Genomic DNA, 23,127 nt, shown 5'->3' on the forward strand with positions numbered 1-23,127 from the left:
CAGATTCTCCGGCTGGAGAACTCGTGCAGCGCGAACGTCCGCCGGTGGCCGTCGTAGTAGTGGTAGGGGTCGGTGTCCGTACTCCCCAGCCGGGCGATCTCGACGAGCAGTCGACGATGCCGCTCGGTCTGCCCCGACCGGCCGAAGTAGGCGTAGCTCAGCGTCGACCAGCTGATCCCGGACCGCACCCAGCCGGTGCGGCCCGGCAGCACCGGCCGCAGCTCGACCTGAAAACCCGCCGCGTCATCCGAGCCCTGGGAGACGACGTCGAACTGCAGGCCGAGACCCGGCGGCTCCGACTCCACCACGGCCTGCGGCGGTGCGATGTCCCGGACCAACGCGAAGACCGCCCGCTCCCAGCTCGCCGCCGACCGCGCCGGGCGAGATTTCCGGGGCGTGGCCGTGGAGAGCGTTGAAAGCACCAGCGCGGTTGGGTGGGCACAGCTGGCGTGCCCGCACGTACAGGTGCCCTTCAACGCCTCGACCGTGCCGTCGGCGGCCAGCTCTACCGTCGCCGCCACCAGCCCGGGTCCGCTGCCGAGCCGACCGTTAGCCTGGCCGGCTTCCGGATCCCACCGCACGTCCAGCAACTCCCCGCGCTCAAGCACCTGGCGCGCGCGCAGGAAAGTCCGGGAGCCGACAAGCTCGTAGAGCGCGGCCTCAGCCGGCGTCAACGCGAGCTTCGCCACGATTCAACTCCTTCGCTGGATCACCGCTCCTGGCACCCCGTACCGGGCGCGGCCAGCCGACCGGCGAGCGGCACCGCTACGGGAGTCTCCCCCGCTCAACCCGTCGCTGATGGCGCCCGGCCCGACGACTCTAGCCAGTCTTCGGCGAGCCACAGCGACTGGCTGGCCGGGGATGTCAGCGGCAACTGCACCCCGTCCAGCACCGCCGGCTCGGGGCGGCGCGCCGGCACCAGCAGCATCCGCGCCGCCGGCCGGGACCGGGTCGGGTCGGCCAGCTCCTGGAGCAGTCCGAGCTGCCCGTACCGGGCCAGTGGTGCCGCCTCGGTGATGAGTACCGGCCCGTCGGCGGCGGCAATCGCCGTGCTGACCGCCGGCACCACCTGGTGCCGGACCAGGTCCACCAGGCTGCGGAAGTCCGCGTCCAGCGCGGAGCCGTTGTCGGCCGCCACGATCGCCTCCCACGGGAAGCCCAGCGCACGCAGCCGGTCCAGCAGGATCGCGGTGACGTCCACCTCGGTCAGCGGCAGCCGGGCCAGCAGCGCCCGCCGGGCTGGCCCGAGCCGGCGCAGCGGCGCCAGCACCGCGAGGAAGGCCCGCCGCTCGATGGCAGCGGTGAGCTTGTCTCCCACCTCGTCGGCTGCGGTGAGCCCGAGCAGCGGTGCGTGGGTGGTGGCCATCCGGGTACCGGTCACCGACGCCGCCGTGGTCGCCGGCCCGTACACCCGGTCGTGCGGGTGCCAGGTCAGCGGAATCTCAGCCGCAGCGAGCATCTCGTTCAGCGCGGGCCGCTTCGGCAGCCGCTCCGCGCTGGGGAAGCGGCTCCGCACCCGGTCGCGGATCTGCTCCTCGCTGAGCCGCTGCCCGATCAGGCTGCCCACCGACAGCCGCAGCGCCCGCTCCGCCGGCATTCCCACCGGGTAGAGCTGCCCCTGCGCGTTGACGTCGACCCGATCGTTGCGGGCGGCTGCCGCGAGCTGCAACAGCCGCAGGTCGGCCACGGCCGGCATCCCGGCCGGCACGGGCAGCCGGCGCAGTTCCTCGACGGCACGTTGCCGGGTCGGCAGCGGATCGGCACCAGCCAGCTCGACGGCCCGGCCGCCCAGCTCCACCACGTACCCGAGGAAGTCGGCGGCGGTGACGTCGGACGCCGGATCGTCCGGTTCCCGGCCGATCAGGACGGTGCCGGAGGTGCGGAGCCGGTGAATGGCCACCCTGGCGTCCCCGCCGGTGCTCAGCTCGGCCTCGACGGCGGCGCGGACGAGCCCGATCGCCTGTGGCAGCCGCTTCGGCTCGGGGGTGTAGGAGCCGCGGGCGGCGATCAGCGCCTGGGCCAACTCCTCGGCGGACATCACCCCGCCGCGAGCGTCGAGCAGCGCCACGATCTCGTTGCGCACCGCCTCCAGTGCCGGCTCCCCCAGCCAGTTCCTGGCCTGGGCAGCGAGAAGCTTGGAGATCTGCGGCTGGCTCCGGCCGGTGGCCCGGGCCGCTTCGCTCTGCGCCGGCCAGCACAGGAACTCACCGTCGTCGGTGGGCGTCTGCCCAAGTAGCACGGCGAGGGTCCGGTGGTTGCGGGAGGTCGCGGCGGGAAGCAGGGTCGCGCAGAGCGCCTCCACGCCCTGCGCCAGCGGTTGCTCCTCGACGGCGGCCGACTCGCTGCCGCCTGGCAGCACGGCGCGCAGCGCCCTCGCCTGGGCGAGGATCTCCTTGCGGGTGGCGTCCGGCACTCCCTTGGCTCGGGTCAACGCCGACGGTTCCGCGTCCAGCAGCTCGCCGACGGTGTGCAGGCCGAGCCGTTCCAACGCCGAGCGGGCCCGGGCGGTCAGCTCGGTGACCTCCAACGGCGACTCACGAGTCAGCCCCACCGCCGCCGGCACCGGGCCGACCGGGGTCACCGCCGGCTGCGGGATCTGCTGGAAGATGGCCCGCCAGGCGTCGGTCATCTCGTCGACCGTGTCGAAGCGCGCCGCCGCGTCCCTCGCCAACGCCCGGCCGAAGAACTCCACCAGCCGATCGGCGACCGCCGGGTCGAACACCGCCGGGTCGAGGGCCACCTCGTCGCTGACCACGGCCGGGTTGGCGTTGTCACCCCACCGGGGCAGCACGCCGGTCGCCATCTCGTAGAGCACGACGGCCGCCGCGAACCGCTCGGCCGCCGCGTCGTAGCGCAGCCGGCGCGGCGGACCGAGGAACGGATCGAGGTAGCCGACGGTGCCCGCGCCGAGCTGGTCGGCGGGGGCGGACGAGAGCGAGAAGTCGAAGACGCACAGGTGCGGCTGCTTGTCCTTCGGCCGGGGCCGGGCCGCCAGGTTCGCCGGCTTCAGGTCACGGTGCCAGATGCCCTGGCCGTCCAGGTAGTTGACGATGTCGAGCAGGTCCCGGCCGTACCGCTCCAGCAGGTCCAGCGCCAGTCGGCCGCCGCGCAGCTCCTCGGCGAGGGTCCGCGATCCGGCGCTCTCCATCAGCAGCGCGGTCCGGCCGCCGACCCGGACCGGACCCTTGACCAGCGCGGCCACCTGGGGGTGCTTCAACCGCGCGAGGGTACGTGCCTCCGCCGTCAGCCGTTCCTCGTGCTGCTCGTCGCGGGCGACCTTCAGCACCAGGTCACGCGACTCCCCGTCGTGAGTGACCAGGAAGGCGACGGCGGTGGCGCCGGAGCCAAGCCGGTCCTTCACCTCCAGGCCGCCGTCGAGCACGTCACCTCGGTGAGCGGAGAGCGGGTCGGCGACCGGCTCGGGCTCAGGCGCGGTCAGCTCCTCCCAGACCTTCTCCAGGTCCTTGTGGAACCGGGAGACGCTGGGCAGCCGTTGCGCCGGATCGCCTCGGGTCGCGTCGTAGACCAGGGTGACCAGCGTGTGCGGCATGCCGTCGACCGCAGCATCGAGGTGCAGGCCGCTGTCGCGTACCGCGTTGACGAGTTCCTCCGGCGTGGCGGCCGGCACCGCCCCGGCGAAGATCCGGTACGCCAGCGCGCCGAGGGAGAACACGTCGAGCTGGTGGCCTGGCAGCCGGGTGGCGTTCTCCGCCTCCGGCGCCTGGTAGCGGCGGACCTCGTCATCGAAGAACAGCTCCAGGCTGGCCGGGTCGCTCGACGGGCCGAGCCGGGTGAACTGGGTAGTGCCAGCCAACCGGCCGCCGGTCTGCCAGTCGGTGACCACCAGCGTCGGGCGCGACCCGTCCGGGTTACCGACGTAGATCGCCCGGGGCGAAAGCGCCCGGTGGGCCAGCCGGCGGGAGTGCGCATAGTCGATGATCTCGGCGAGATCCTGCACCAACTGCAGTCGCTGGGCCAGGGTCAACGCGTCGCCGCGGCGCAGCAGCCACTGGTCGAGGCGTACCCACTCCTCCTGGTGGTCAAAGATGACCGCCGGGCCCCACGAATGCTCGACCAGGTCGTGCGCCCGCGCCACCCCGGGGTGGTGAATGCCCTGCAGCAGGCGGAACTCCCGCTCCGCCGCCCTGCGGATCGCCGGAACCTCATGCTCAGCGGCCCGGCTGGTCAGGTAGAACCGCACCCGACGCACCAGCGAGGTGTCCAGCGCGTGTCCGGCGAGGAAGTCCTGCCAGCCGAGCCCTTCGGCGAACGGCTTCGGGTGCAGCAGCAGTTGACCGACCTTGCGGTCGGCCACGGACGGCCGGATCTTCGCGCCGCGCACCAGCTCGACGATCTCCCGGCCGCGCGCCTCGTCCACCAGATGATCAGGGTTCCGCGGCAGGGCCAGGAGCAGCTTCTTCAGACCGGGCAGACCGGAGTCGTGTTGCTCCAGCCCGTAGATGTGTTGGCTGCCGATCTCATCGAGGTCGGCCCGCATCGCTCTCGCGTGGAGGAATACGGCGGCCCCGACGTAGGGCGTCTCGCGTTGCCGTCCGTGTTGCTTCGCGTAGTACCGGATCAGGCTGGCCAGCCGCTTCGCTTTCCGGTTGGCCAGGATGTAAGGGTTGTCCTCGGGGATGAGCCGGGAGTTCGGGGCTCGGCGCAGCCACTGGGTGCCGTCACCGCGAATCTCGCCCTGCCAGTGCTTCAACTCCAGCACGTAGAGCCCGCTCGGGGTCAACACCAGGGCGTCGACCTCGTTGATCGAGCCGTCGGCGCCGACGAACTCGACGTTCGTCCAGACGTGGTACGGGTCAGCGTCGGGAAGGTAGCCGGCCAGCTCGCGCAGGCCGTCCTGCTCCCAGATGTACGAGCTGGAGTTGATCTGCTCCCAGCGCGGTGAATCCTCCCGCATGCGCCGACCCTTCCGCCCCGGCCGTCATGTTCCGGCTCAGGCTGCGCACTTTACCGTTTCGCCGCTTGATCAGCGGAGACCACCACTCGCGTACGTAGTGCATCTGGCCAAACACGCTGGGTATCAATAGACTTTGCTCGACGTCCTTCCCATCCCCTCGGGAGGTCGGCATGGGCACCTCGACGCGTCTACCAGGTCCAAAGAACGGCAGCTGGACCGCTGCCAAAGGCCGGCTGGGCACCTGGACACCGGACGCCACCAGCCGACCCGATCAACTACTCGAGCATGACCAGCAGCGCGCCGAGGCGATCGCGGCCCAGTACCAGCGAGCGTTGCGAGACGCCCTGAACGCAGATCCGGAGGCGTTCGGCATCCGTGCGGCAGCGGAGCAGGCCGGCGGACGGCTGATCGAGCTGCTCGATGGCCTCGGGCGAGCGGATCTCCCGCTGGTGGGGGACTTGGCCGCGCAGGATGACGCCGACGAGTTCGTCCGGCGGTTCGTCGGGCAGGTCGCCGGCGATGGCCAACTCATCGTGGACGCTGCCGTCCGCCGGGCCGCCCGACGCGTCGCGGAACGCCTCGTGACGCAGGAAGGACCGCTCGCCGATCCTGGCCGTCCAAGACCGATCACCGGCGAGCTGTTCTGCGCGTTGTATCGGGCGTTCTTCGGTGAGGTGGTCGGCGAATTCGTACACATCCTCATCGCGGAGAACATCAAGATCGCCGTACCGGCACTGGCCATCCTCGACCCGACCGATGTGGTGGCTGGTTTCGTTGCCAATCAGGTCGTCAAGGTGCTGCCCAACCCCTGCGCCGAGGCGGTCAAACGTGGGCCGGAGCCGCCACGGCTCGCCGACGTCGCCAGGGACCTGCTGACGACCACGGTGACTCAGGCCCTCGGGCTCGGCGACAGCGGACTGGAGTTGGCGGCGTGAGCCGGGCCAGCTTCGCGTATCACTACGCAGCCCGGGGCGGCGTTTCCACCGATAGGAAGCGGGAGGCCATTGGATGGCCGCTGCTGGAGCACGCCGACGAGCGGTTGCAGAAATTGGCCGAGGTACCCCAGGACCGCCCGGACTGGGCCCAGGACCTGCTGCAGATCGCCCGAGCCGTGTACCTGGCCGACAAGCTGTCGCTGCGCGAGTACGCGGTCGACGGCTGGACCCGAAGGATCGACCTGTCCGTGGAGGTGGTCGACCCCTCCGTCTGGAGCCCGCCGACGCTGCGGCTGCTGTCCCACCTCGCGGAGACGTTAAGCGCGGATCAATGGACGATCAACGTCCGGGTCGGCGGGCAGCGGTGGCCCCAGCAGGGACGGACCATCTACGCCGATGTGGGAGAGGTAGCCCTGTTCTCCGGAGGCCTCGATTCCACCGCGTGGGCGGCAGAGCGTGCCAAGGTCACGGCCGGCCCCCTGCTGCTCGTCTCCTACTTCGAACCTCAGTGGGGCAGCCAGCAGGACCAGACTCTCAACGCGATCGAGAGCTCGGCCCGTCGCGACATCGAGCAACTCAAGGCGTCGCAGCAGGTCCGTCTCACCAGGAAGCTGGAAAAATCTGCGCGTACCCGCGGGCTGCTCTATCTCACCACCGCCATCTACCTCGCCGCCGCCCACGGGGTGCCACAGGTGGTCGTACCGGAGAACGGGCAGCTTGCCGTCAATCCCCCGCTCACACCGGCCCGGGTAGCCGCCTGCTCCACGAAATCTGTACATCCTGGGACACTGCACCCGCTCAACTCGTTGATCGACGCTCTCGGCGGCGGGGTGACCGTCATCAACCCGTACCTGCACCTCACCAAGGGAGAGGTCTGCCAGCAGGCCCTGGACGCCGGTCTGGCCCCGGCGACGCTCACCCATGCCACCATCAGCTGTGGGCGCCCACCACGGGATCGACCGGGTGCCGAGCACTACCACTGCGGGACCTGTTACCCCTGTCTGGTACGCCATTCTGGTCTCCTTACCGCGCTCGGAAGCGACAGCACCCCGTACAAGACGGATGTGTGGATGCTCGGCGACCGGGAGAAGGCTGCCGTCGATCGACGGGCACTGCACCAGTGGTTGTGCCGCCCCATCTCCGTTCGAGACCTGACCACCGACACTCCGCTGCCGGACACCGTCGGCCCTGGTCCCCTGCTCGACGTGGTGGAGCGCGGTCGGACGGAACTTGGGCAGATGTTCGCTTGGCATGGCCGACCGATCACACCGACCGAGACGTCGCCTCGTCGACTGGCATGGGCAGGCTGAGTAGGGGTATGAGCCGGGGATGAGGGCCAGTTTCCGGCTTGGCCGGGTCGCGGGAGTACCGGTCGGCGTCAACTGGAGCGTGCTGGTCATCTTCGCGCTGATCGCGTGGGGGTTGGCCGCCAACCAGTTTCCCCGCTCGTACCCCGACCACTCGCCGGTGGCGTACGCCCTCGCCGGGCTGGCCGCGGCGGTGGTCTTCCTCGTCGGCCTGCTCGCCCACGAGGTGTCGCACGCGGTGGTGGCCAAGCGCAACGGGTTGACGGTCGACGGCATCACGCTGTGGCTGTTCGGCGGCGTCGCCGAGTTGCGCGGCGAGCCGCGTGACCCGGGCGCGGAGTTGCGGATCGCGGGCGTCGGCCCGCTGGTCAGCCTGCTGATCGGGGCGTTCTTCGGTGCCATCGCGGCGCTGCTCGCGCTGACCGGGCAGGGCGGGCTGCTGTTCGGGGCCGTGGCCTGGCTGGCGGGGATCAACGTGCTGCTGGCCATCTTTAACGTGCTGCCGGCCGCGCCCCTGGACGGTGGCCGGTTGCTGCGGGCGGCGGTCTGGAAGGCCACCGGTGACCGGACCAGGGCATCCGTGGTCGCTGCCCGGGCCGGCTGGGTGCTGGGTGTGCTGCTGATCGGCCTGGGGCTGTGGCAGTTCCTGTCCGGGGTCGGCTTCGGCGGGCTCTGGCTGGCGCTGATCGGCTGGTTCCTGATCGGCGCGGCCGGCATGGAGGAGCGGCAGGCCCGCACCGGCACCGCGCTGCGCGGAATCCGGGTCGGTGATGTGATGACCCCGCAGCCGCAGACCGCCTCAGCGGAGATGACGGTCGCGGACTTCGTCGACCACTACCTGTTCGCGTACCGGCATTCGGCGCTGCCGCTGACCGAGGACGGCCGGCCGACCGGCCTGGTCACCGTCGACCGGGTGCGGGGCGTACCGCCCGAGCGGCGGGCATCGACCACCCTGGCCGAGGTGGCCTGCCGTGCCGACGATCTGGTGCTGGCCCAGCCCGGTGAACAGCTCAACGACCTGCTCCCCCGGCTCAGCGAGTGCGCCGACGGCCGCGCCCTGGTGGTGACCGACGACGGCCACCTGACCGGCATCGTCTCCCCCAGCGACATCAGCCGAGCCGTCCAACGCAGCACCCTCGCCCGCTCCCGCTGATCATGAGGTTAGCGGCACCAAAACGGGCGTCTCGCACCGCTAACCTCATGATCAACCGGAGAGGGGGCGGGGGAAGTAGTGGTTCAGCAGGTCGGTGCGGAACTTCCCGGTGGGATCGAGCCGGGTTAGGAGGGTGGTGAAGTCGACGTACTTCGGGTAGCGGGTGGACAGCGCGGCCGGGTCGGTGACGAAGACCTTGCCCCAGTGCGGGCGGGGCGCGAAGGGCGCCAGGCGCTCCTCCACGGCGGCCACCACCGGCAGCACCGCCGCAGTGTCCTCGACCCAGGTGAAGTGCAGCACGAAGCTGTCCCGCCGGTAGTTCGGGCTGAGCCACAGCTCGTCGGCCGCCACGGTCCGCAGCTCCGACACCAGCAGCACCGGGGCGATCAGGTCCGCCAGGTCGTCCAGCGCGGCGAGCGCGTCCGCCGCGGCCGACCGCGCGACGTGGTACTCGGACTGCAACTCGTCGCCGCTGCTCGGGGTGAAGCCGAGCTTGAAGTGCGGTAGCCGCTCGTGCCACGGGCCCGGCTCGCCCAGCTGCGGGGTGCTGTTCTCCGCCGGCATCCCGAGCACCGGGTGCCGGGGCTGGTCGGCGGCGGTGGTGCCCAGCCACTCCGCCGACGGCGGGGCCTGGTCCGCCACCTGCTTACGCCAGACCTCACGCAGCCGGGGGCTACGGAAGTCGGTGAAGACACTGACGCTGTACGCCGAGCCGAGCGCCTCGTCCAGCGCCGCCCGGTCGAGGTCGAGGCGGACGTACTGGCGCACCGCGAAGGTCGGCACGATGTCCAGGGTGACGCGGGTGACCACGCCGAGCGCGCCGAGCCCGACCACCATGCCGGCGAACGTGTCGGTGTCACGGTCGACCCGGAGCAGATCGCCGTCGGCGGTGACCAACTCCAGGCCGGCGACCGCGCTGGCCAGGTTGCCGTGGGTCTGGCCGGAGCCGTGGGTGGCGGTGGCCACCGCGCCGGCCACCGAGATGTGCGGGAGCGAGGCGAGGTTGGCCAGCGCGTACCCCTGGGTGTGCAGCTGTTGGGCGACGTCGCCGTAGCGCAGCGCGCCGCTCACGGTGACCTGCCGCCGCTCGTGGTCCACCTCGACCACCGGGGGCAGCCCGGCGAGGCTGACCAGGTCACCGTCGGTGTCGCCGAACCGGTTGAAGGAGTGCCCGCTGCCCACCGCCCGGATCCGGGGGCTGCCGGCGACGAGCCGGCGCAGGTCGTCGACGGAGGTGGGCCGGTGGAACGCCTTCGCGGCGTACCGCACGTTGCCGGCCCAGTTGCGGCGCGGAACGTCGGCGTTCGACGCGGTGTGCGGTCCCTGCGCGGTCATGTGGCGGTCTCCCGATCGGTGGTCTGCTGGTCGGCCAACGCGGCGACGAGGGCGTCCAGAACCGTATCCGCCTGGAGCGGGTGGTAGCCACGCTGGGCCAGCGGCAGGCCGGCCGCGCTCGCGCGTTCGATCTCCCCCCGGGCCGCCTGCCGGGCCGACGGGTCCCCGGACAGCAGGGCGTCCTGGCCGCGTCGGATCAACCGGTCGACCCGGTCCATCTGGTAGCCGCGCAGGCCGACCGGGAGGTCCGGGGGGTCGAAGGCGGCGCGACGCTGCGCGAGCAGGTCGACGAAGCGGTCTCCGGCGTAGCGGGTGAGCGCGGCCGACACCTGCTCGGGCTGCTCACGGACCTGGTCGAGGACGAGCAACTCGATGGCGGGTCGGCCGTCGAGCGGATGGCGGGCGGTCGCCGGCTCAATCGTCACACCTGGCGCGGGCACCAGCAGCAGTCGCGGCGGCTCCGGATGGCCGTCGCGCCGGGGCGGCTCGTCGAGGACCAGCGCGCCGACCTCGGCCCACCGGATGTCCCGGCGCAGGCCGGGCCGTCGGACGGTGAGCCCGTCGGCGCCGATCCCGAACCGGAACGGACGCAACGCGCTGAGCAGCGCCACCACGCCGAGCGCGATCGCCCCCACCGCGATGATCGTCCGTAGCAGGGCGCCGTCGCTGGGATAAACCAACAAGAGCGCTCCACCGAGTACGCAGACCAGGGCGAGCACCCGGGCGCCCCGACTCCGGCGCAGTTCCACGCTCGATCCCCCGTTCATGACCGTGGCGTCGGTCCCCGCATCTTCCGCCAAACCGGGCACCGAGGACACCGGTCGATCGGGCACGGTTGTTCTCGTCATCGTCGGGGAACCCTACGCCCATGAGCAGCTACCGTGATCCGGCCGCACGAGGTGACGTCTTCCCCTCCGAGGAGGAGCTGGACCCGACCGGCACCGGAATCGAGCAGGCCAGCGCGCCGCCGGCGGGCGGATCGCCGAGCCACCCGTCGCCGACGCCCGGCCCTCGCCCCACCCCGGCACCCGCGCCGGCCCCGACACCGGTGCCGGCGCCCGGCCCGCCACCACGCGCCCCCGGCACACAGTCGATCGTGACCCGCCACCTGGACGGCTCGGTGGAGGTGGTCACCGACCTCGACGGTGACGGTGTCGCCGACGTCGTCCAGATCGACGTGGACGGCGACGGGATCCCGGACATCACCTATGTGGACAGTGACCACGACGGGCGGCTGGACACCGTGCTGGGCGACCCGAACGCGGTCGCGACGGGCGCCCACCGGGCCTGACCGGCGGTGGCGTCCCCGGGCCACCCGGCCGACTCAGAGCTTCGCCATCACCTCGCTGGCGACCAACTCCAGGTGCTCCAGGTCGCTGAGGTCCAACACCTGGAGGTAGAGCCGCTGACTGCCGATCTCCGCGTACCGGCCGATGGTGTCCAGCACCTCGGCGGGCGTGCCGGCCAGGCCGTTGGCCCGCAACTCGTCCGGGTCGCGGCCGATGGCGGCGGCGCGGCGCGCCACCTCGGCGTCGTCGCGCCCGCAGCAGAGCACCAGCGCGTTGGACCAGACCATCTCGGCCGGGTTCCGGTCGATCTCGGCGCAGGCCGCGCGGACCCGGTCGAACTGCGCGGCTGTGTCCGGCACCGAGGCGAACGGTAGGTTGAACTCGTCGGCGTAGCGGGCGGCCAGCCGAGGGGTGCGCTTCGGGCCCGTCCCGCCGAGCAGGATCGGTGGGCGCGGCCGCTGCACCGGCTTGGGCAGGGCGGGCGAGTTCCGGACCGGGTAGTACCGGCCGTCATGGTCGAACCGCTCCCCCGCCGGGGTGGACCACAGCCCGGTGATGACGGCGAGTTGCTCCTCCAGCCGGTCGAACCGCTCGGCGAGCGGCGGGAACGGCATGCCGTACGCGCTGTGCTCCTCGGCGTACCAGCCGGTGCCGATGCCCAGCTCCACCCGGCCGCCGCTCATCTGGTCGACCTGCGCCACGGTGATCGCCAGCGGGCCGGGCAGCCGGAAGGTGGCGGCGGTCATCAGGGTGCCGAGCCGGATCCGACTGGTGTCCCGGGCTAGACCGGCGAGGGTGGTCCACGCGTCGGTGGGGCCCGGTTCGCCGCTCACGTCACCCATCACCAGGTAGTGGTCGGACCGGAAGAACGCGCCGTAGCCAGCGTCTTCGGCGCAGCGGGCGACCGCGAGCAGTTGGTCGTAGCTTGCGCCCTGCTGGGGCTCGGTGAAGATCCGAAGTTCCATGATCCGAGCATAGGGAGCCGATCGGTGTCCCCGCCTCGGGATGGACACCCCAGACACATGCCTTGACAGTCATATGAATAACGAGGCATGTTAGGTTGGTGTCCACCGACGCCTTCGCCGTCCTTGCCGAGCCCACCCGGCGCCGGATCCTCGATCAGCTCCGCGACGCCGAACGCAGCGTGGGCGAGCTGGTCGACGGGCTCGGGGTCAGCCAGCCGGCCGTCTCCAAACACCTACGGGTGCTTCGCGACGCCGGATTCGTCACCTGCCGGACGGCCGCCCGTCAGCGGATCTACCGCCTCGACCCCGGCCCGTTGCGGGACGTCGACGGCTGGCTCGACCCGTACCGGCGACTCTGGGCCCGACACCTGGACGCCCTGGAACGGCACCTCGACAGTCAGGAGCAGTGAATGGACCGCGACGCGTTTCGCCCGAGCCCACCCGCCGACGTGCACGCCGAGCCGGCCGACGCCGGCGCGACGCTGGTCTTCGTCCGCGACCTGCGGCATCCGCCAGCCACCGTCTGGGCGGCCCTGACCGATCCGGCCCAGCTCGCACAGTGGGCGCCGTTCCTCGCCGACCGCGATCTCGGCAACGCCGGTGCCGTCGTGCTCACCCTCGTCGACGGCGAGACCACCCAGGAGGATCCGGCGACGGTACGCCGGGCCGAGCCGCCGCACCTGCTGGAGTACACCTGGGGCGACGACCTGCTGCGCTGGGAGCTGAGCCCGCTGGGCAACGGCACCCGGCTCACCCTGCGGCACACCGTCGCCGACCGGGGCATGCTGCCGATGGTCGCGGCCGGCTGGCACCTCTGCCTCGACGTGGCCGACCGGCTGCTCGACGGCGATCCGGTCGGCCCGATCCGCGGCGCGGAGGCCAAGGACTTCGGCTGGCCCGAGCTGCGCGACGCGTACGCCGAACGGCTCGGCCCGGGCTGACCGGTGCGGTCCCGGCGGCCTCGGAGCCCGAAGCCGCCGGAACCCGGTCAGACGTACGGCCGCTTGGCGTACGCCTCGCGGAGCGCGGTCAACCCGGCCGCCTTCGGCGTCAGGGTGCCCCACCCGGAGTTGAAGTAGTTGGTGCGCACGATCCGTGGTCCACGCTCGGCGTTGAGCTGGGCGATGGCCGCCGGCACGGTGGCGATCCAGGCCGCCTGGTTCGGGATCTCGGCCACCCTGACTCCCCACTCGGCGATGATCACGGGCCGGGACAGCGCCACCGGGCCGAGATCCGCCACCGCCCAGTCCTTGGTACGACGGAACCGGGCCAGCGCGGTGTGGCTGGCGTTGGTGGCGTACGCGTTCCACTGGAGGTAGTCGAGGCGCGACATCAGCGACTCCGGGTGGGTGCGCTGGAAACAGGCTCGGTCGAAGCCGCCCAGCCCCACCGAGAAGGTCGTCCCGGCCGGCAGCGTCCGTGCCTTGAACCACGTCAGGATGTAGTTCATCGCCTGCACCGCCCGAGCGTCCGACTCGGCCCAGCTGTACGCCTTGCCGTCCTCGGTGGTGCCGAACTCGTGGTCCGTGTCCAACTCCGAGGCGAGTTGGATGTTCACCCCGAAGCCGAGCGTGCGGTACTGCGACAGCGCGCGGGCCAGCAACCCGTCGCACTGCCCCTTGAGCACCTGTCCGTATCCGTACGCCCTCGGCCAGGTGGTCCCGGGTCGCTGCTGGATGGTCATGGTCGGTGCGGGCACGGTGTAGGTGGTGCCGTCCACCGCGAAGCTCTGCGTCCCGTAGCTCGACGCACCGTAGTGCTTCAACTCCAGGACCATGTTCATCTGCACCCCGGCCCTGCCCAGGCTGACCAGCCAGGGCCGGTTGTAGCCGGGGAAGACGTAACCGTCGGCGAGGCTGCGGTACTGGGTGAGGGACCGGAAGTTGCCGCCGGCCATGTCGGCGGTCGGGTCGGCGCCCCCGGAGAGGTAGTAGCCGCCGAGCACGGGTTGACCCAGGCTGTAGTCGGCGGCGGCCGTCGTGGTGTTGCCGGCGGCATCACGGACCTGGACGGTGACCCGGGGCATCACGCCACCGACCGATACACGGCCACGGAGCCGTTGTCGGAGACCCGGGTCCAGGTCCGTCCGGAGTTGTCGGTGACGGTCACGGTGAGCGGGTCGATGACCGCCGTGACCTTGACCGGCGCGCTGCTGTTGCCCTGCGCGTCGGTGACCACGATGGTGACGGTCAGCGGTTTGGTGTCGGCATCTGAGTAGGTGACGGTCAGCAGCATCTGGTCACCCGGCGTGAAGACGGATGCGTTCAGGGCTGCGGTCGCGGTGGGAGCGGCCATGTCGGGCCCTTTCTGGCTCGGTCGCCTGGGCTCGGCGCGCGGTCAGACGACGCCGGACCCCGGCGGGGTCCACAGTGCGAAAGGCCGGCGGGGCACGGGGACGACCAGCACGGCCGGCGGACGGCGTTGCCTGACCGTCGGCGGTGCTGACGTCCCTGTCCCGGTGGGCGGAGGCACCCCTGCTGGCGCCCGCAGGGGTGTCGGTGGCAGCCACGGCCTGTCGTACGCGGGATCGGCACGGCAGCTGTGCCGTGACCGCCACGGCTTCGAGGCCGGGCTGGGTGAGGGCGGCACCGGCGCGGACGGTACTGTCCCTACCGGTCCGGAGGATCGGGATGTGGCCCGCCACCCGTCTACCTCCACCTGCCCCAAGAGTGCTCTACCAGGGGCTTTACCGTCTTGTCCGAATTGCGACAACGCCCGGTGAGGCGGCGCGACGCCTACTCAGTCGAGGTGGTCGGCCGGGACGGTCTGGAGCAACCAGGCCAGCGGCATGCGTGCCCGCGCCTCGTAGGTGCCGTCGCCGCTGAGCCGGTGCAGCGTGACTGTCTGCGCGCCGTCCCGATCGACCACCCAGTACTGCGGGATCCCCGCCGACGCGTATTCGCGGACCTTGGTCACCGAGTCCATCGCCTCCGAGCCCGGCGAGACGATCTCCACGACGAGCACGACGTCGGAGACCGCCGCCCAGACGCTGCGCGACGGCGGCTTACGCCAGACACTCAGGTCGGGAATGCGGCCACCGTCACCGTCCGGTCCGGGGATGCGCACACCGACTGCCTGAAGCACCTGCTCGGCGGGCCACCCCGCCACGATCAGCCAGGCGAAGAGGCGACTGGCGATCGTGGCGTGTTCCGAATCGGGCGGCGGCATGACCGAGAGAACCCCCTCGGGGCTGGTCTCGTAGCGGTGACCGTTCGGATCGGCGGCGTTCATCGCCGCCACGTCGTCGAGCGTCACAACGGCGGGCATGTGCATGCCGACAGCCTCAGCGCTCATGAGTCTCATCCTAGGTGACCAGCGGCGTCGATCACTGCACCTGACGGCTCAGCGACGCCGCAGCGCCGGGTCGAGCAGGGCCGGCGGGGTGTCGAACTTCTCGCCTGCGGCGAGGTCGACGCCGGGTGCGACGATCGCGTCGATCGCGTCGAGCACGTCGGCGGGGAGGACGGTGTCCGCGGCGGCGAGTTGGCTGTGCAGGTGGTCCATGGTGCGGGGGCCGATGATGGCGCTGGTCACGGCGGGGTGCGCGGTGACGAAGCCGAGGGCGAGCTGGATCAGGGTGAGCCCCGCCTCGTCGGCGACGGTGACCAGCTGCTCGACGGCGTCGAGCCGGGCCTGATTGGCCGGGATGCTGAGGTCGAAGCGGGCGGGCAGGACCGCCGAACGGCTGGTGGTGATCTCCCGGCCGGCCCGGATCGCGCCGGAGAGCCAGCCCGAGGCGAGCGGGCTCCAGGCGAGCACACCGAGCCCGTACTGCTCGGTCACCGGCAGGACGTGGGCCTCGATCCCCCGTTGCAGGATCGAGTAGCTGGGCTGCTCGGTGACGTACCGGCTCAGGTGGTGCTCCCGGGCGGCCCACTCGGCCTGCACGAGGCGGTACGCGGGGAAGGTCGAGGCGCCGAAGTAGCGGATCTTCCCGGCCCGTTGCAGGTCGGTCAGCGCCGACAGGGTCTCCTCGTCGCTGGTGGTCGGATCCCACCGGTGGATCTGGTAGAGGTCGACGTGGTCGACGTTGAGGCGGCGCAGGCTGTTGTCCAGTTCGGTGACCAGCCAGCGGCGCGAGCTGCCCCGCTGGTGGCGCGCGTCGCCCATCGGCATGCCGGCCTTGGTGGCCAGCACGATGTCGTCGCGGCGGCCGGCGATGGCCTTACCCACCATCTGCTCCGACTCGCCCTGGCTGTACATGTCGGCGGTGTCGATCAGGTTGATTCCGGCGTCGAGCGCGGCGTCGACGATCGCCGTTGCCTCATCCTGGGTGGTGTGCCCCAGTTTGCCGAAGTTCATCGCGCCCAGTGCGAGGGTGCTGACCTGGACGCCGGTGCGCCCCAGAGTGCGGTACTGCATGGCTGTTCCTCCACGGAAGGGTTGAAGTGGCACTGGCCCACCCGCTCTGGCATCCTGAGCAAGTGGAACCATGTTCCGCTAAGAACGATACGGAACAGCGTTCCGTTTGCCAAGTGACGGAGGTAACGGCGCGGTGCCCGACATCGACAGCGGATCAGGACGATCGACCCCGCGGAAGCGGGCCGACGCCCGGCGCAACGAGGCGACGCTGCTGGACGCCGCCGCCTCGACCTTCGTCACCTCCGGCGTGGACGCGCCCGTCCGGGACATCGCCGCCCGGGCCGGTGTCGGCGTCGGCACGATCTACCGCCACTTCCCGACCCGCGCCGACCTCATCGTCGCCGTCTACCGGCACCAGGTCGAGGCGTGCGCCGAGGCTGGCCCGGCACTGCTGGCCGACAGCAGCAGCGCGCACGCCGCCCTCGCCCAGTGGATCGACCTCTTCGTCGACTTCCTGGCCACCAAGCACGGCCTCGCCGAGGCACTACAGTCCGACGACGCCGCCTTCGAGAAGCTGCACGCCTACTTCCTGGACCGCCTCGTCCCGGTGTGCGCCCAACTGCTCGACGCCGCCGCCACGGCAGGCGAGATCCGTCCCGACGTGACCGCCTTCGAGTTGCTGCGCGGGGTCGGCAATCTCTGCATCGGCGCCGGCGATCCCCGGTACGACGCGCGTCGCCTGGTCGGACTCCTCGTCGCCGGGCTGCGCCAACGCCAGAGCGCCGAGCCCCCGATAGCCTGTTGATCATGGCGGACTGGACGATCCGGGCGGCCTCGATGGCGGACGTCGAGGCGGTGGCCGAGCTACGGGCCGTGGTGCTGCGGGCCGATCTGGAGCGGCTCGGGCGGTACGACGACCAACGGGTACGGCAGCGCCTGCGCGACGGCTTCGCGCCGGCGTACACCTGGATCGTCGAGGTGGACGGCGCGTTCGCCGGCTGCGTGGCGCTGCGGCCCGACGGGGACGCCCACTGGCTGGAGCACTTCTACCTGGCCCCGCGCTGTCAGGGCAGCGGCATCGGCACGGCCGTGCTGCGGGAGCTGCTGGAGCGCTGCGACCGCGACGGCACGCTGGTCCGGCTGAACGTGCTGCGGGGCAGCCCGGCCCGGCGGCTGTACGAGCGGCACGGTTTCGCCCTCGACAGCGAGGATCCGGTGGACGTGTTCATGGTCCGCACACCGGCGAGCCGCTGACCAGCGTCACCCACGTACCGGATGGGTGGCCTGGAAGGCGAGCCGGCGGTCCGCGTCGGCGGCGATCCGGTCGAGGATGTCGTCCAGGTCGAGGAAGACCGACCACCGCTCCCGGCCGGTGGCGTCGGCCAGCCGGTCCACGAGCAACTCCTCCAGGTCGGTGACCCGCTTCCCCTTCCACACCTTGTCGGCCACGCTGACCAGCAGGTCGTCGACGCCGATGCCGTCCTGGTGCCAGGACGCGTGGTCCCGCGCGAACCGGGCCGACGACTCGGCGACGCCGTGCTGGAGCAGCAGCTCGTAGCCGGCGGGCTCGTGCGCGGACCCGGGCCCGGACAGCTCCTCCGGGTGCCGGACCTTGCCGATGTCGTGGGTGGCGGCGCCGAAGAGCACCGCCTCCCGGTCGAACGAAAGCTGCGGGAACCGCTCGGCCATCGCGCCGCTGAGCTGCGCGGCGACGTCGTGCACGGCCCGCAGGTGCGCGGCGAGGCGCGGCGGCGCGTGCAGGGCCTCCAGCAGGGCGACGACCTGGTCGGGCAGGGGCCGCAGCGGCGGGTCCGCGGGGGCGGTGAGGGCACGGCGCAGGGGGTCGGGGGTCACCGCAGCAAGGGTACGACCACCCCACGCTCGCGGCCCCTCTCTGCGGGCACCAAAGCTCGATCGCTTTGGCTACGCTCCTCCGCACAGACAAAGGAGTCGCCGGTGAGATACCGCCTACGGCCGGTCGCGATGGTCCTGCTCGGTGCGGTGCTGTTCGGCACGGTCGGCCTGAGCCTCGGCTCCTGGTACGCCGGCCGCGGCACCGCGCCATTCAACGTCGACCAGGCACAGGGCATGGCGGCGGAGCTGCTTCCCGGCACCGAATCAGTCGGGTCGGACGTCGGCCACCACTACCGCTACGGGGTGATGGCTCCCGACGACTTCGGCTCGGCGTACGCGAGATTCCACTACAGCGACACTGCCACCTGCGGGCACTCCGAATCGGTGCAGCGCAACGCCACCGCGCTGGGTTGGCAGGGCAGTGACCGGGTGACGGGCACGCCCTGCGATGGCTGGCGGGCCGAGCGGGACGGGCTGACAGCCACGCTCACCCAGGTGGACAGCATGGCGATCCTGAGCTTCACGCCAGCCGCGCCCGATGGTTATGTCACCGTCACGCTCGCTGCCACCGCCCTGGGCGCCGCGGCTGGAGCGGCGCTGTTCTGGCTGGTGGGACGGCAACGCCCACCCGTACCCCGACTGGTTGGCACGCTGGTGACGATCGTCCTCCTCCCGGGCGTCGTTTACACCTGGCAGGGCCTGATGGCGTACGGATGGGCTGAGCCGACGTGGCCGGTCTGGCGGGGCCTCGCGCCCGTGTTGGTGCCGCTGGCGCTCGTACTGCTGTTGGCCGGGCTGATCTTCTACGTGGGTCGACGGGAGCCGAGCCAGGTTTCCCGCCCGAGTGCGAGCCAGCTCTGAGCCGTTCGCCGTGCGCCTGGATACTGTCTAGTCATGCCGCTCAGTCCGGACGAGGTCGAGCTGTTCGAGCACTCCAGGGGTCGCCTGGAGGCGATCGCCTATCGCCTGCTGGGCTCGGCCAGCGACGCCGAGGACGCCGTCCAGGACACGTTCCTCCGCTGGCAGGCCGCCGACCGGGAGCACGTCGAGACGCCCGAGGCGTGGCTGACGAAGGTCCTCACCAACGTGTGCCTGAACCAGCTGACCTCGGCGCGGGCAAGGCGGGAGACGTACGTGGGCACGTGGCTGCCCGAACCGGTCCTCGCCGGGGACCGGATGCTCGGCCCGCTGGACACCGCCGAGCAGCGCGAATCGGTCTCGATGGCGGTGCTCACCCTGCTGGAGCGGTTGTCGCCGAACGAGCGCGCCGTGTACGTGCTGCGGGAGGCCTTCGGCTACTCGCACGGTGAAATCGCCGAGATCCTCGGTATCACCGAGTCGAACTGCCAGCAGACGTACCGACGTGCCAAGCAGCACGTCACCGCGGAGCGGGCCCGCACGGAGGTGGACCTGGCCGCCGCCCGGAAGGTCGTCGCGGAGTTCCTCACCGCGGCGAACAACGGGGAGATCCAGCGGCTGGTGGAGTTGCTGACCGACAACGCGACGAGCACCGCCGACGGCGGCGGCAAGATCCCGGCCCGGACGGCGCCGATCGTCGGCGCACTGCCGGTGGCGAAGTTCCTGCGTGGCCAGCTGACGCCCGCCGACGTCAAACGGGACCTGCTCGGTGGCAACCCCGCCCTGCACGTCGCCACCGTCAACGGCGCTCCGGCGGTGGTGGTCGTGGTCGACGACCGCGTCGTCGGCGTGATGTCGCTGGAGGTGACGCCCGAAGGCATCACCGCGATCCACAACCAGGTCAACCCCGACAAGCTCGACCGCGCCACCCGGCAGTGGTCCGCCTCCGAGCACGGGGAACCTTTCCACACCTGGTGATCCAGGTCATAGCCAACTCCTGTCAGGAATCGCGTCGCTGCTCGGTTCAGGAAGCGACCACAACCGAGACAGGAGTGCCACCATGAAGCACCGCATCGTCGTCCTCGGAGCCGGCTACGCCGGAGCCATCGCCGCCGGTCGCCTCGCCAAGCGGCTGCACCCTGACGACACCGAGATCACCGTCGTCAACGCCGACGCCGATTTCGTCGAGCGGGTCCGCATGCACCAGGTCGCCACCGGGCAGGACCTCAAGCGGCGTCCGCTGACCGACATCTACGCCGGCACCGGCGTCGACGTTCGACTGGCGCGGGTCACCGCCGTCGACGCCGACCGCAGGACCGTCGCGCTCATCGACGACCACGGCACCGACGAGATCACGTACGACACGCTCGTCTACGCCCTCGGCAGCACCGCCGCGGACCACGTCGTTCCCGGGGTCGCCGAGCACGCGTACGACATCGCCGGCCAGCCGTCGGCGCTGCGGTTGCGCGATCGTCTCGCCCACCTCGCGGCCGGCGGGACCGTGCTCGTCGTCGGCGGGGGCCTCACCGGTCTCGAAGCGGTCACCGAGATCGCGGAGGCCCGGCCGGACCTCGACGTCGCGATCGCCGCCCGCGGTGGTCTCGGTGACTGGCTCACCGGGAAGGCCCAGCAGCACCTGCGCGGCGTCTGCGACCGGCTCGGCATCACCGTCCACGAACACACCGACGTCGCGCGGGTCGACGCGACCAACGTGGTCACCCGCGACGGTCGGGAGATCCCAGCCCAGGTGACGGTCTGGACGACCGGCTTCGCCGTCCACCCCATCGCCGCCGCCACGACCCTGGCGGTCGCGGACACCGGGCAGATCGTCGTCGACGACAGCATGCGGTCGGTCTCGCACCCCGACGTGTACGCGGTGGGCGACGCCGCGATCGCCGAAGGCCCGGGGGGCAAGCCACTGCGGATGTCCTGCGCCTCGGGCATCCCAATGGCCTGGCAGGCCGCCGACGCCATCGCCGCGCGCCTGACCGGCCAGACGAAGTTCCCGAAGGCCCCGCTGCGCTACTTCAACCAGTGCATCAGCCTCGGCCGCCGCGACGGCATCATCCAGTACGTGACCGCCGACGACCGGGCCAAGCCGGCCCGCCTCACCGGGAAGCTGGCGGCCCGCTACAAGGAGTTCGTGTGCGTGGGCGGGGCCTGGAGCATCGCGCACCCGGTGCTGTACCCGGTCCGCCGCCACCGCATCGTCGCGACCCGATCGGAGATCCGCTCGGCCGCCTCCTGAGAGGTGGCCGAGCGGCGCTCTGGTGCTCTGGCGCTCCGGCAGCGAGCCGAGCTGGACGGGCGGCGTCAGTCTCCTCACCCGCTGACCGAGGGCGCGTCCCTCTGGAGATACCGCATCAACGTCCGCCTACCCAACTTCAACGCCGCGCTGGTGACCGCCTGATCACGTTGTTGGGAGAGCTCGGCAAACCGGGCCCGCACATCGGTCAGCGGTTGGTGTGGCGCCCAGATGGTCCGGAAGGCCCTGGCCTGGTCGGCCAGGGCCTGGTTGGCCGCAGCGGAGGTGAACGCCGCTTCGCTGCGGTTGGCGGCCCCGGAGCTGCTGGCTACCGAGGCGAGGCCGGCGGCCACCAGGGCCGCGATCGCAGCTGCCGTGCCCAGCTCAGCGGAGGCCAGCCCGGCCGCCCCCGAAGCGCCGGCGAGGACGGCCGACGAGACAGTGGTCAAGGTGTTCCAGCGTTGCCAGAACGCGGCTTGCCTCCGCTGAAGTGAGGCCCAGGAGTCGTGCCGCTGTTCGAGCAACTCGGCTTCAGCAATGAAGACGGCGCGCTCCCGCTGCTCCCCATCCACGCATCACATTGTGTCAGTCGCCGACATCGCCACGACAGGGTCAGCGCTATGGCTGTTGACCCGCCGGCGGCCCACCGGGCTCAGCCTCGCGCTCGGATAGCCAGATCGCGTGCCCCTTCAGCAGGTACCCCACCCAGTAGACGGTGAACAGGATCAGGAAGCAGGTGAAGAAGACTCCCGAGACGATGCTCGCGATTATGAGGGCTTCCCCGCCGTCGCCCATTCCGTGGGCCGCGAAGCTCACGAGCCCCAGGACGAAGAAGATGACCATGTAGAGCGGCAGTGTCGACGTGTCGGACGGGTGGGATAGGCGAGGTGGCCAGGGAACGCGAGGATCGTTGCTGATCATGTTCTGAGTGTCAGGGACACGCTCGGCGAAAGCCAGCGGCGCGCCTGTGGATGAACGCCGGCGATCGACCCGCTCCGCGCCGGCCGGTGAGGTCGATGCGGAGCGGGACTGTCGGTGGCCTACCAGAAGCCGGTCCATTGCTGGGCCGTGCACTTCCAGGTCTTCCCGTCGTCGTACGAGCGGCAGACCACGGCGACCCGGCCGAGGATCGGAACGTCGAACCACACGATGCGCAGTTTCATCTCCGCGTGCGGGTCGCCGGACTTTCCGCCGAGGTCGGCCAGCGTCCACCCGGGATCCGGTCCGTTCAGCGTCGCCACCCGGCGCAGCGACGGGACGTCCTCGCCGTCGAGGAGCGCCTTGATGTCGTCTTCCGAGGGCTCACCCTCGCCGATCAGCGTCTCCACGCTGTCCGGGCCGTCGATGGCGACGCCATTGGCTTTCTCGAAGGCGGCCTTCGTCTCGCCCAGCGTGGTGCTGCCGGCGAAGTCGAGGGTGAGGATCAGTTCGCCCGTCCGGCGCGACAGTAGGCATTCCCAGATGGACTTGCCCGACGCGACACACATGGTCAGGCACCACTCCCGGCCGTCCGGGGTGGATGAGGCGAAGAGCAGGGAGGTCGCCGTCCCGCCGTCACCCCTGCCGTCGTACGCCCCGTCGGCGAGGTCGGCCATGGTCGTGCCGAGGACGTCCCGGCTGCCCGGAATCGTGCCGACGACCTTGACGCCGTCGACCTCCTTGCCGGCGACGAGCGCGTCGAGCTGCTCGCCGGTGAGGTTCCGTCCGCCGGTGTCGACGGCCAGCACCTTGTCCAGGTCGCCGACGGGCCGGCCGGTCAGGTCCTCGAGTTGTTGAAGCATCGTCCCCGGTGCGCCGGGGTGATCGGTGATCGTCGTCCGGGCCTCCCCCTCGGCGGCCTGCGACGGGGCGTACGACGCGGTCAGCCCGACGATCAAAGCGGTCGTGACGATGGTGGCGCGCCTGGTGATGTCCCGCAGAGTTGTCATGCTGTCCTCATCTCGGTGCTCGGAGTCGGCGGGGTCGAACG

24 protein-coding genes are annotated in these 23,127 nt (G+C 71.2%); 11 read left to right on the plus strand and 13 right to left on the minus strand.

From position 1 onward, the window contains the following. Positions 1 to 784: 784 nt before the first annotated feature. Together pglW and EV382_RS18115 are read right to left on the minus strand one after the other, a co-directional pair. Complete coding sequence (gene pglW, locus EV382_RS18110) at positions 785 to 4,915, minus strand: BREX system serine/threonine kinase PglW (RefSeq protein ID WP_130403464.1); 4,131 nt, start codon at positions 4,913 to 4,915, stop codon at positions 785 to 787. A 275-nt stretch (positions 4,916 to 5,190) separates the two neighbouring features. Next, on the minus strand, positions 5,191 to 5,610 hold the full coding sequence (locus EV382_RS18115) for a hypothetical protein (RefSeq protein ID WP_130403466.1): 420 nt from the start codon (positions 5,608 to 5,610) through the stop codon (positions 5,191 to 5,193). Between EV382_RS18115 and EV382_RS32825 the strand changes: the two genes are divergently transcribed. The 3 genes from EV382_RS32825 to EV382_RS18125 are packed head-to-tail and all read left to right on the plus strand — an operon-like array spanning position 5,590 to position 8,310. Beyond that, complete coding sequence (locus tag EV382_RS32825) at positions 5,590 to 5,850, plus strand: hypothetical protein (RefSeq protein WP_165435823.1); 261 nt, start codon at positions 5,590 to 5,592, stop codon at positions 5,848 to 5,850. The two genes, EV382_RS18115 and EV382_RS32825, sit on opposite strands and share 21 nt — an antisense overlap. Then, complete coding sequence (locus EV382_RS18120) at positions 5,847 to 7,160, plus strand: 7-cyano-7-deazaguanine synthase (protein WP_165435824.1); 1,314 nt, start codon at positions 5,847 to 5,849, stop codon at positions 7,158 to 7,160. Before EV382_RS32825 ends, EV382_RS18120 begins: the two co-directional genes overlap by 4 nt. 19 nt (positions 7,161 to 7,179) lie before the next feature. Continuing rightward, a complete protein-coding gene (locus EV382_RS18125) occupies positions 7,180 to 8,310 on the plus strand; it encodes a site-2 protease family protein (protein ID WP_130403470.1) in 1,131 nt (376 codons plus the stop codon). A 51-nt stretch (positions 8,311 to 8,361) separates the two neighbouring features. Here EV382_RS18125 and EV382_RS18130 read toward each other — a convergent pair whose 3' ends face one another. Both EV382_RS18130 and EV382_RS18135 read right to left on the minus strand, forming a co-directional pair. Beyond that, positions 8,362 to 9,645 carry an FAD-binding protein gene (locus EV382_RS18130; protein WP_130403472.1) on the minus strand — a complete coding sequence of 428 codons (1,284 nt, stop codon included), beginning with the start codon at positions 9,643 to 9,645 and terminating at the stop codon, positions 8,362 to 8,364. Further along, on the minus strand, positions 9,642 to 10,394 hold the full coding sequence (locus EV382_RS18135) for a hypothetical protein (protein ID WP_130403474.1): 753 nt from the start codon (positions 10,392 to 10,394) through the stop codon (positions 9,642 to 9,644). Before EV382_RS18135 ends, EV382_RS18130 begins: the two co-directional genes overlap by 4 nt. Before the next feature lie 119 nt (positions 10,395 to 10,513). Here EV382_RS18135 and EV382_RS18140 point away from each other — a divergent pair, with 119 nt between their 5' ends. Continuing rightward, positions 10,514 to 10,936, plus strand: a complete 423-nt coding sequence (locus tag EV382_RS18140; RefSeq protein ID WP_130403476.1) for a hypothetical protein — start codon at positions 10,514 to 10,516, stop codon at positions 10,934 to 10,936. A gap of 33 nt (positions 10,937 to 10,969) precedes the next feature. Here the strand turns inward: EV382_RS18140 and EV382_RS18145 are convergent, their stop codons facing one another. Then, positions 10,970 to 11,899, minus strand: a complete 930-nt coding sequence (locus EV382_RS18145; protein WP_130403478.1) for an LLM class F420-dependent oxidoreductase — start codon at positions 11,897 to 11,899, stop codon at positions 10,970 to 10,972. Between the two features lie 98 nt (positions 11,900 to 11,997). On the opposite strand from EV382_RS18145, the gene EV382_RS18150 reads away from it, so the two are divergent. Together EV382_RS18150 and EV382_RS18155 are read left to right on the plus strand one after the other, a co-directional pair. Continuing rightward, complete coding sequence (locus EV382_RS18150; RefSeq protein WP_130403480.1) at positions 11,998 to 12,309, plus strand: ArsR/SmtB family transcription factor; 312 nt, start codon at positions 11,998 to 12,000, stop codon at positions 12,307 to 12,309. Next, positions 12,310 to 12,840, plus strand: coding sequence for an SRPBCC family protein (locus EV382_RS18155; RefSeq protein ID WP_130403482.1), 531 nt, complete (start codon positions 12,310 to 12,312; stop codon positions 12,838 to 12,840). A gap of 47 nt (positions 12,841 to 12,887) precedes the next feature. On the opposite strand, the gene EV382_RS18160 is transcribed toward EV382_RS18155, so the two are convergent. From EV382_RS18160 to EV382_RS18175, 4 genes are all read right to left on the minus strand, one after another. Next, positions 12,888 to 13,925, minus strand: a complete 1,038-nt coding sequence (locus EV382_RS18160) for a hypothetical protein (RefSeq protein ID WP_130403484.1) — start codon at positions 13,923 to 13,925, stop codon at positions 12,888 to 12,890. Further along, positions 13,925 to 14,194, minus strand: a complete 270-nt coding sequence (locus EV382_RS18165) for a hypothetical protein (protein ID WP_130403486.1) — start codon at positions 14,192 to 14,194, stop codon at positions 13,925 to 13,927. Before EV382_RS18165 ends, EV382_RS18160 begins: the two co-directional genes overlap by 1 nt. Before the next feature lie 444 nt (positions 14,195 to 14,638). Then, complete coding sequence (locus tag EV382_RS18170) at positions 14,639 to 15,193, minus strand: Uma2 family endonuclease (RefSeq protein WP_130403488.1); 555 nt, start codon at positions 15,191 to 15,193, stop codon at positions 14,639 to 14,641. 48 nt (positions 15,194 to 15,241) lie between these two features. Continuing rightward, positions 15,242 to 16,261, minus strand: coding sequence for an aldo/keto reductase (locus EV382_RS18175; protein WP_130403490.1), 1,020 nt, complete (start codon positions 16,259 to 16,261; stop codon positions 15,242 to 15,244). Positions 16,262 to 16,403: 142 nt separating this feature from the next. On the opposite strand from EV382_RS18175, the gene EV382_RS18180 reads away from it, so the two are divergent. Beyond that, on the plus strand, positions 16,404 to 17,006 hold the full coding sequence (locus EV382_RS18180; RefSeq protein WP_425271992.1) for a TetR/AcrR family transcriptional regulator: 603 nt from the start codon (positions 16,404 to 16,406) through the stop codon (positions 17,004 to 17,006). Between the two features lie 2 nt (positions 17,007 to 17,008). After that, positions 17,009 to 17,455, plus strand: coding sequence for a GNAT family N-acetyltransferase (locus tag EV382_RS18185; protein WP_130403494.1), 447 nt, complete (start codon positions 17,009 to 17,011; stop codon positions 17,453 to 17,455). Positions 17,456 to 17,461: 6 nt separating this feature from the next. On the opposite strand, the gene EV382_RS18190 is transcribed toward EV382_RS18185, so the two are convergent. Continuing rightward, the gene (locus EV382_RS18190) at positions 17,462 to 18,055 is read right to left on the minus strand and encodes an HD domain-containing protein (RefSeq protein ID WP_130403496.1); all 594 of its coding nucleotides are present in this window, start codon (positions 18,053 to 18,055) and stop codon (positions 17,462 to 17,464) included. A 102-nt stretch (positions 18,056 to 18,157) separates the two neighbouring features. Here EV382_RS18190 and EV382_RS18195 point away from each other — a divergent pair, with 102 nt between their 5' ends. The 3 genes from EV382_RS18195 to EV382_RS18205 all read left to right on the plus strand — a co-directional run bounded on the left by EV382_RS18195 (position 18,158) and on the right by EV382_RS18205 (position 21,161). Then, entirely contained in the window at positions 18,158 to 18,916 is a 759-nt protein-coding gene (locus tag EV382_RS18195) for a hypothetical protein (RefSeq protein ID WP_244236747.1), read from the plus strand. A gap of 33 nt (positions 18,917 to 18,949) precedes the next feature. Continuing rightward, positions 18,950 to 19,891 (plus strand): RNA polymerase sigma-70 factor, encoded by a 942-nt coding sequence (locus EV382_RS18200; RefSeq protein WP_130403498.1) that lies wholly within the window; start codon positions 18,950 to 18,952, stop codon positions 19,889 to 19,891. An 82-nt stretch (positions 19,892 to 19,973) separates the two neighbouring features. Further along, on the plus strand, positions 19,974 to 21,161 hold the full coding sequence (locus tag EV382_RS18205) for an NAD(P)/FAD-dependent oxidoreductase (protein ID WP_130403500.1): 1,188 nt from the start codon (positions 19,974 to 19,976) through the stop codon (positions 21,159 to 21,161). Positions 21,162 to 21,235: 74 nt separating this feature from the next. On the opposite strand, the gene EV382_RS18210 is transcribed toward EV382_RS18205, so the two are convergent. The 3 genes from EV382_RS18210 to EV382_RS18220 form a co-directional block, all read right to left on the minus strand. Then, positions 21,236 to 21,730: a hypothetical protein gene (locus tag EV382_RS18210; RefSeq protein WP_130403502.1), complete on the minus strand. Its 495-nt coding sequence runs from the start codon at positions 21,728 to 21,730 to the stop codon at positions 21,236 to 21,238. Positions 21,731 to 21,776: 46 nt separating this feature from the next. Then, positions 21,777 to 22,079, minus strand: coding sequence for a hypothetical protein (locus EV382_RS18215; protein WP_130403504.1), 303 nt, complete (start codon positions 22,077 to 22,079; stop codon positions 21,777 to 21,779). A 119-nt stretch (positions 22,080 to 22,198) separates the two neighbouring features. Next, a complete protein-coding gene (locus EV382_RS18220; RefSeq protein WP_130403506.1) occupies positions 22,199 to 23,086 on the minus strand; it encodes a hypothetical protein in 888 nt (295 codons plus the stop codon). Positions 23,087 to 23,127: the final 41 nt, after the last annotated feature.

This window comes from Micromonospora violae (genome assembly GCF_004217135.1).
GTDB lineage: Bacteria > Actinomycetota > Actinomycetes > Mycobacteriales > Micromonosporaceae > Micromonospora > Micromonospora violae.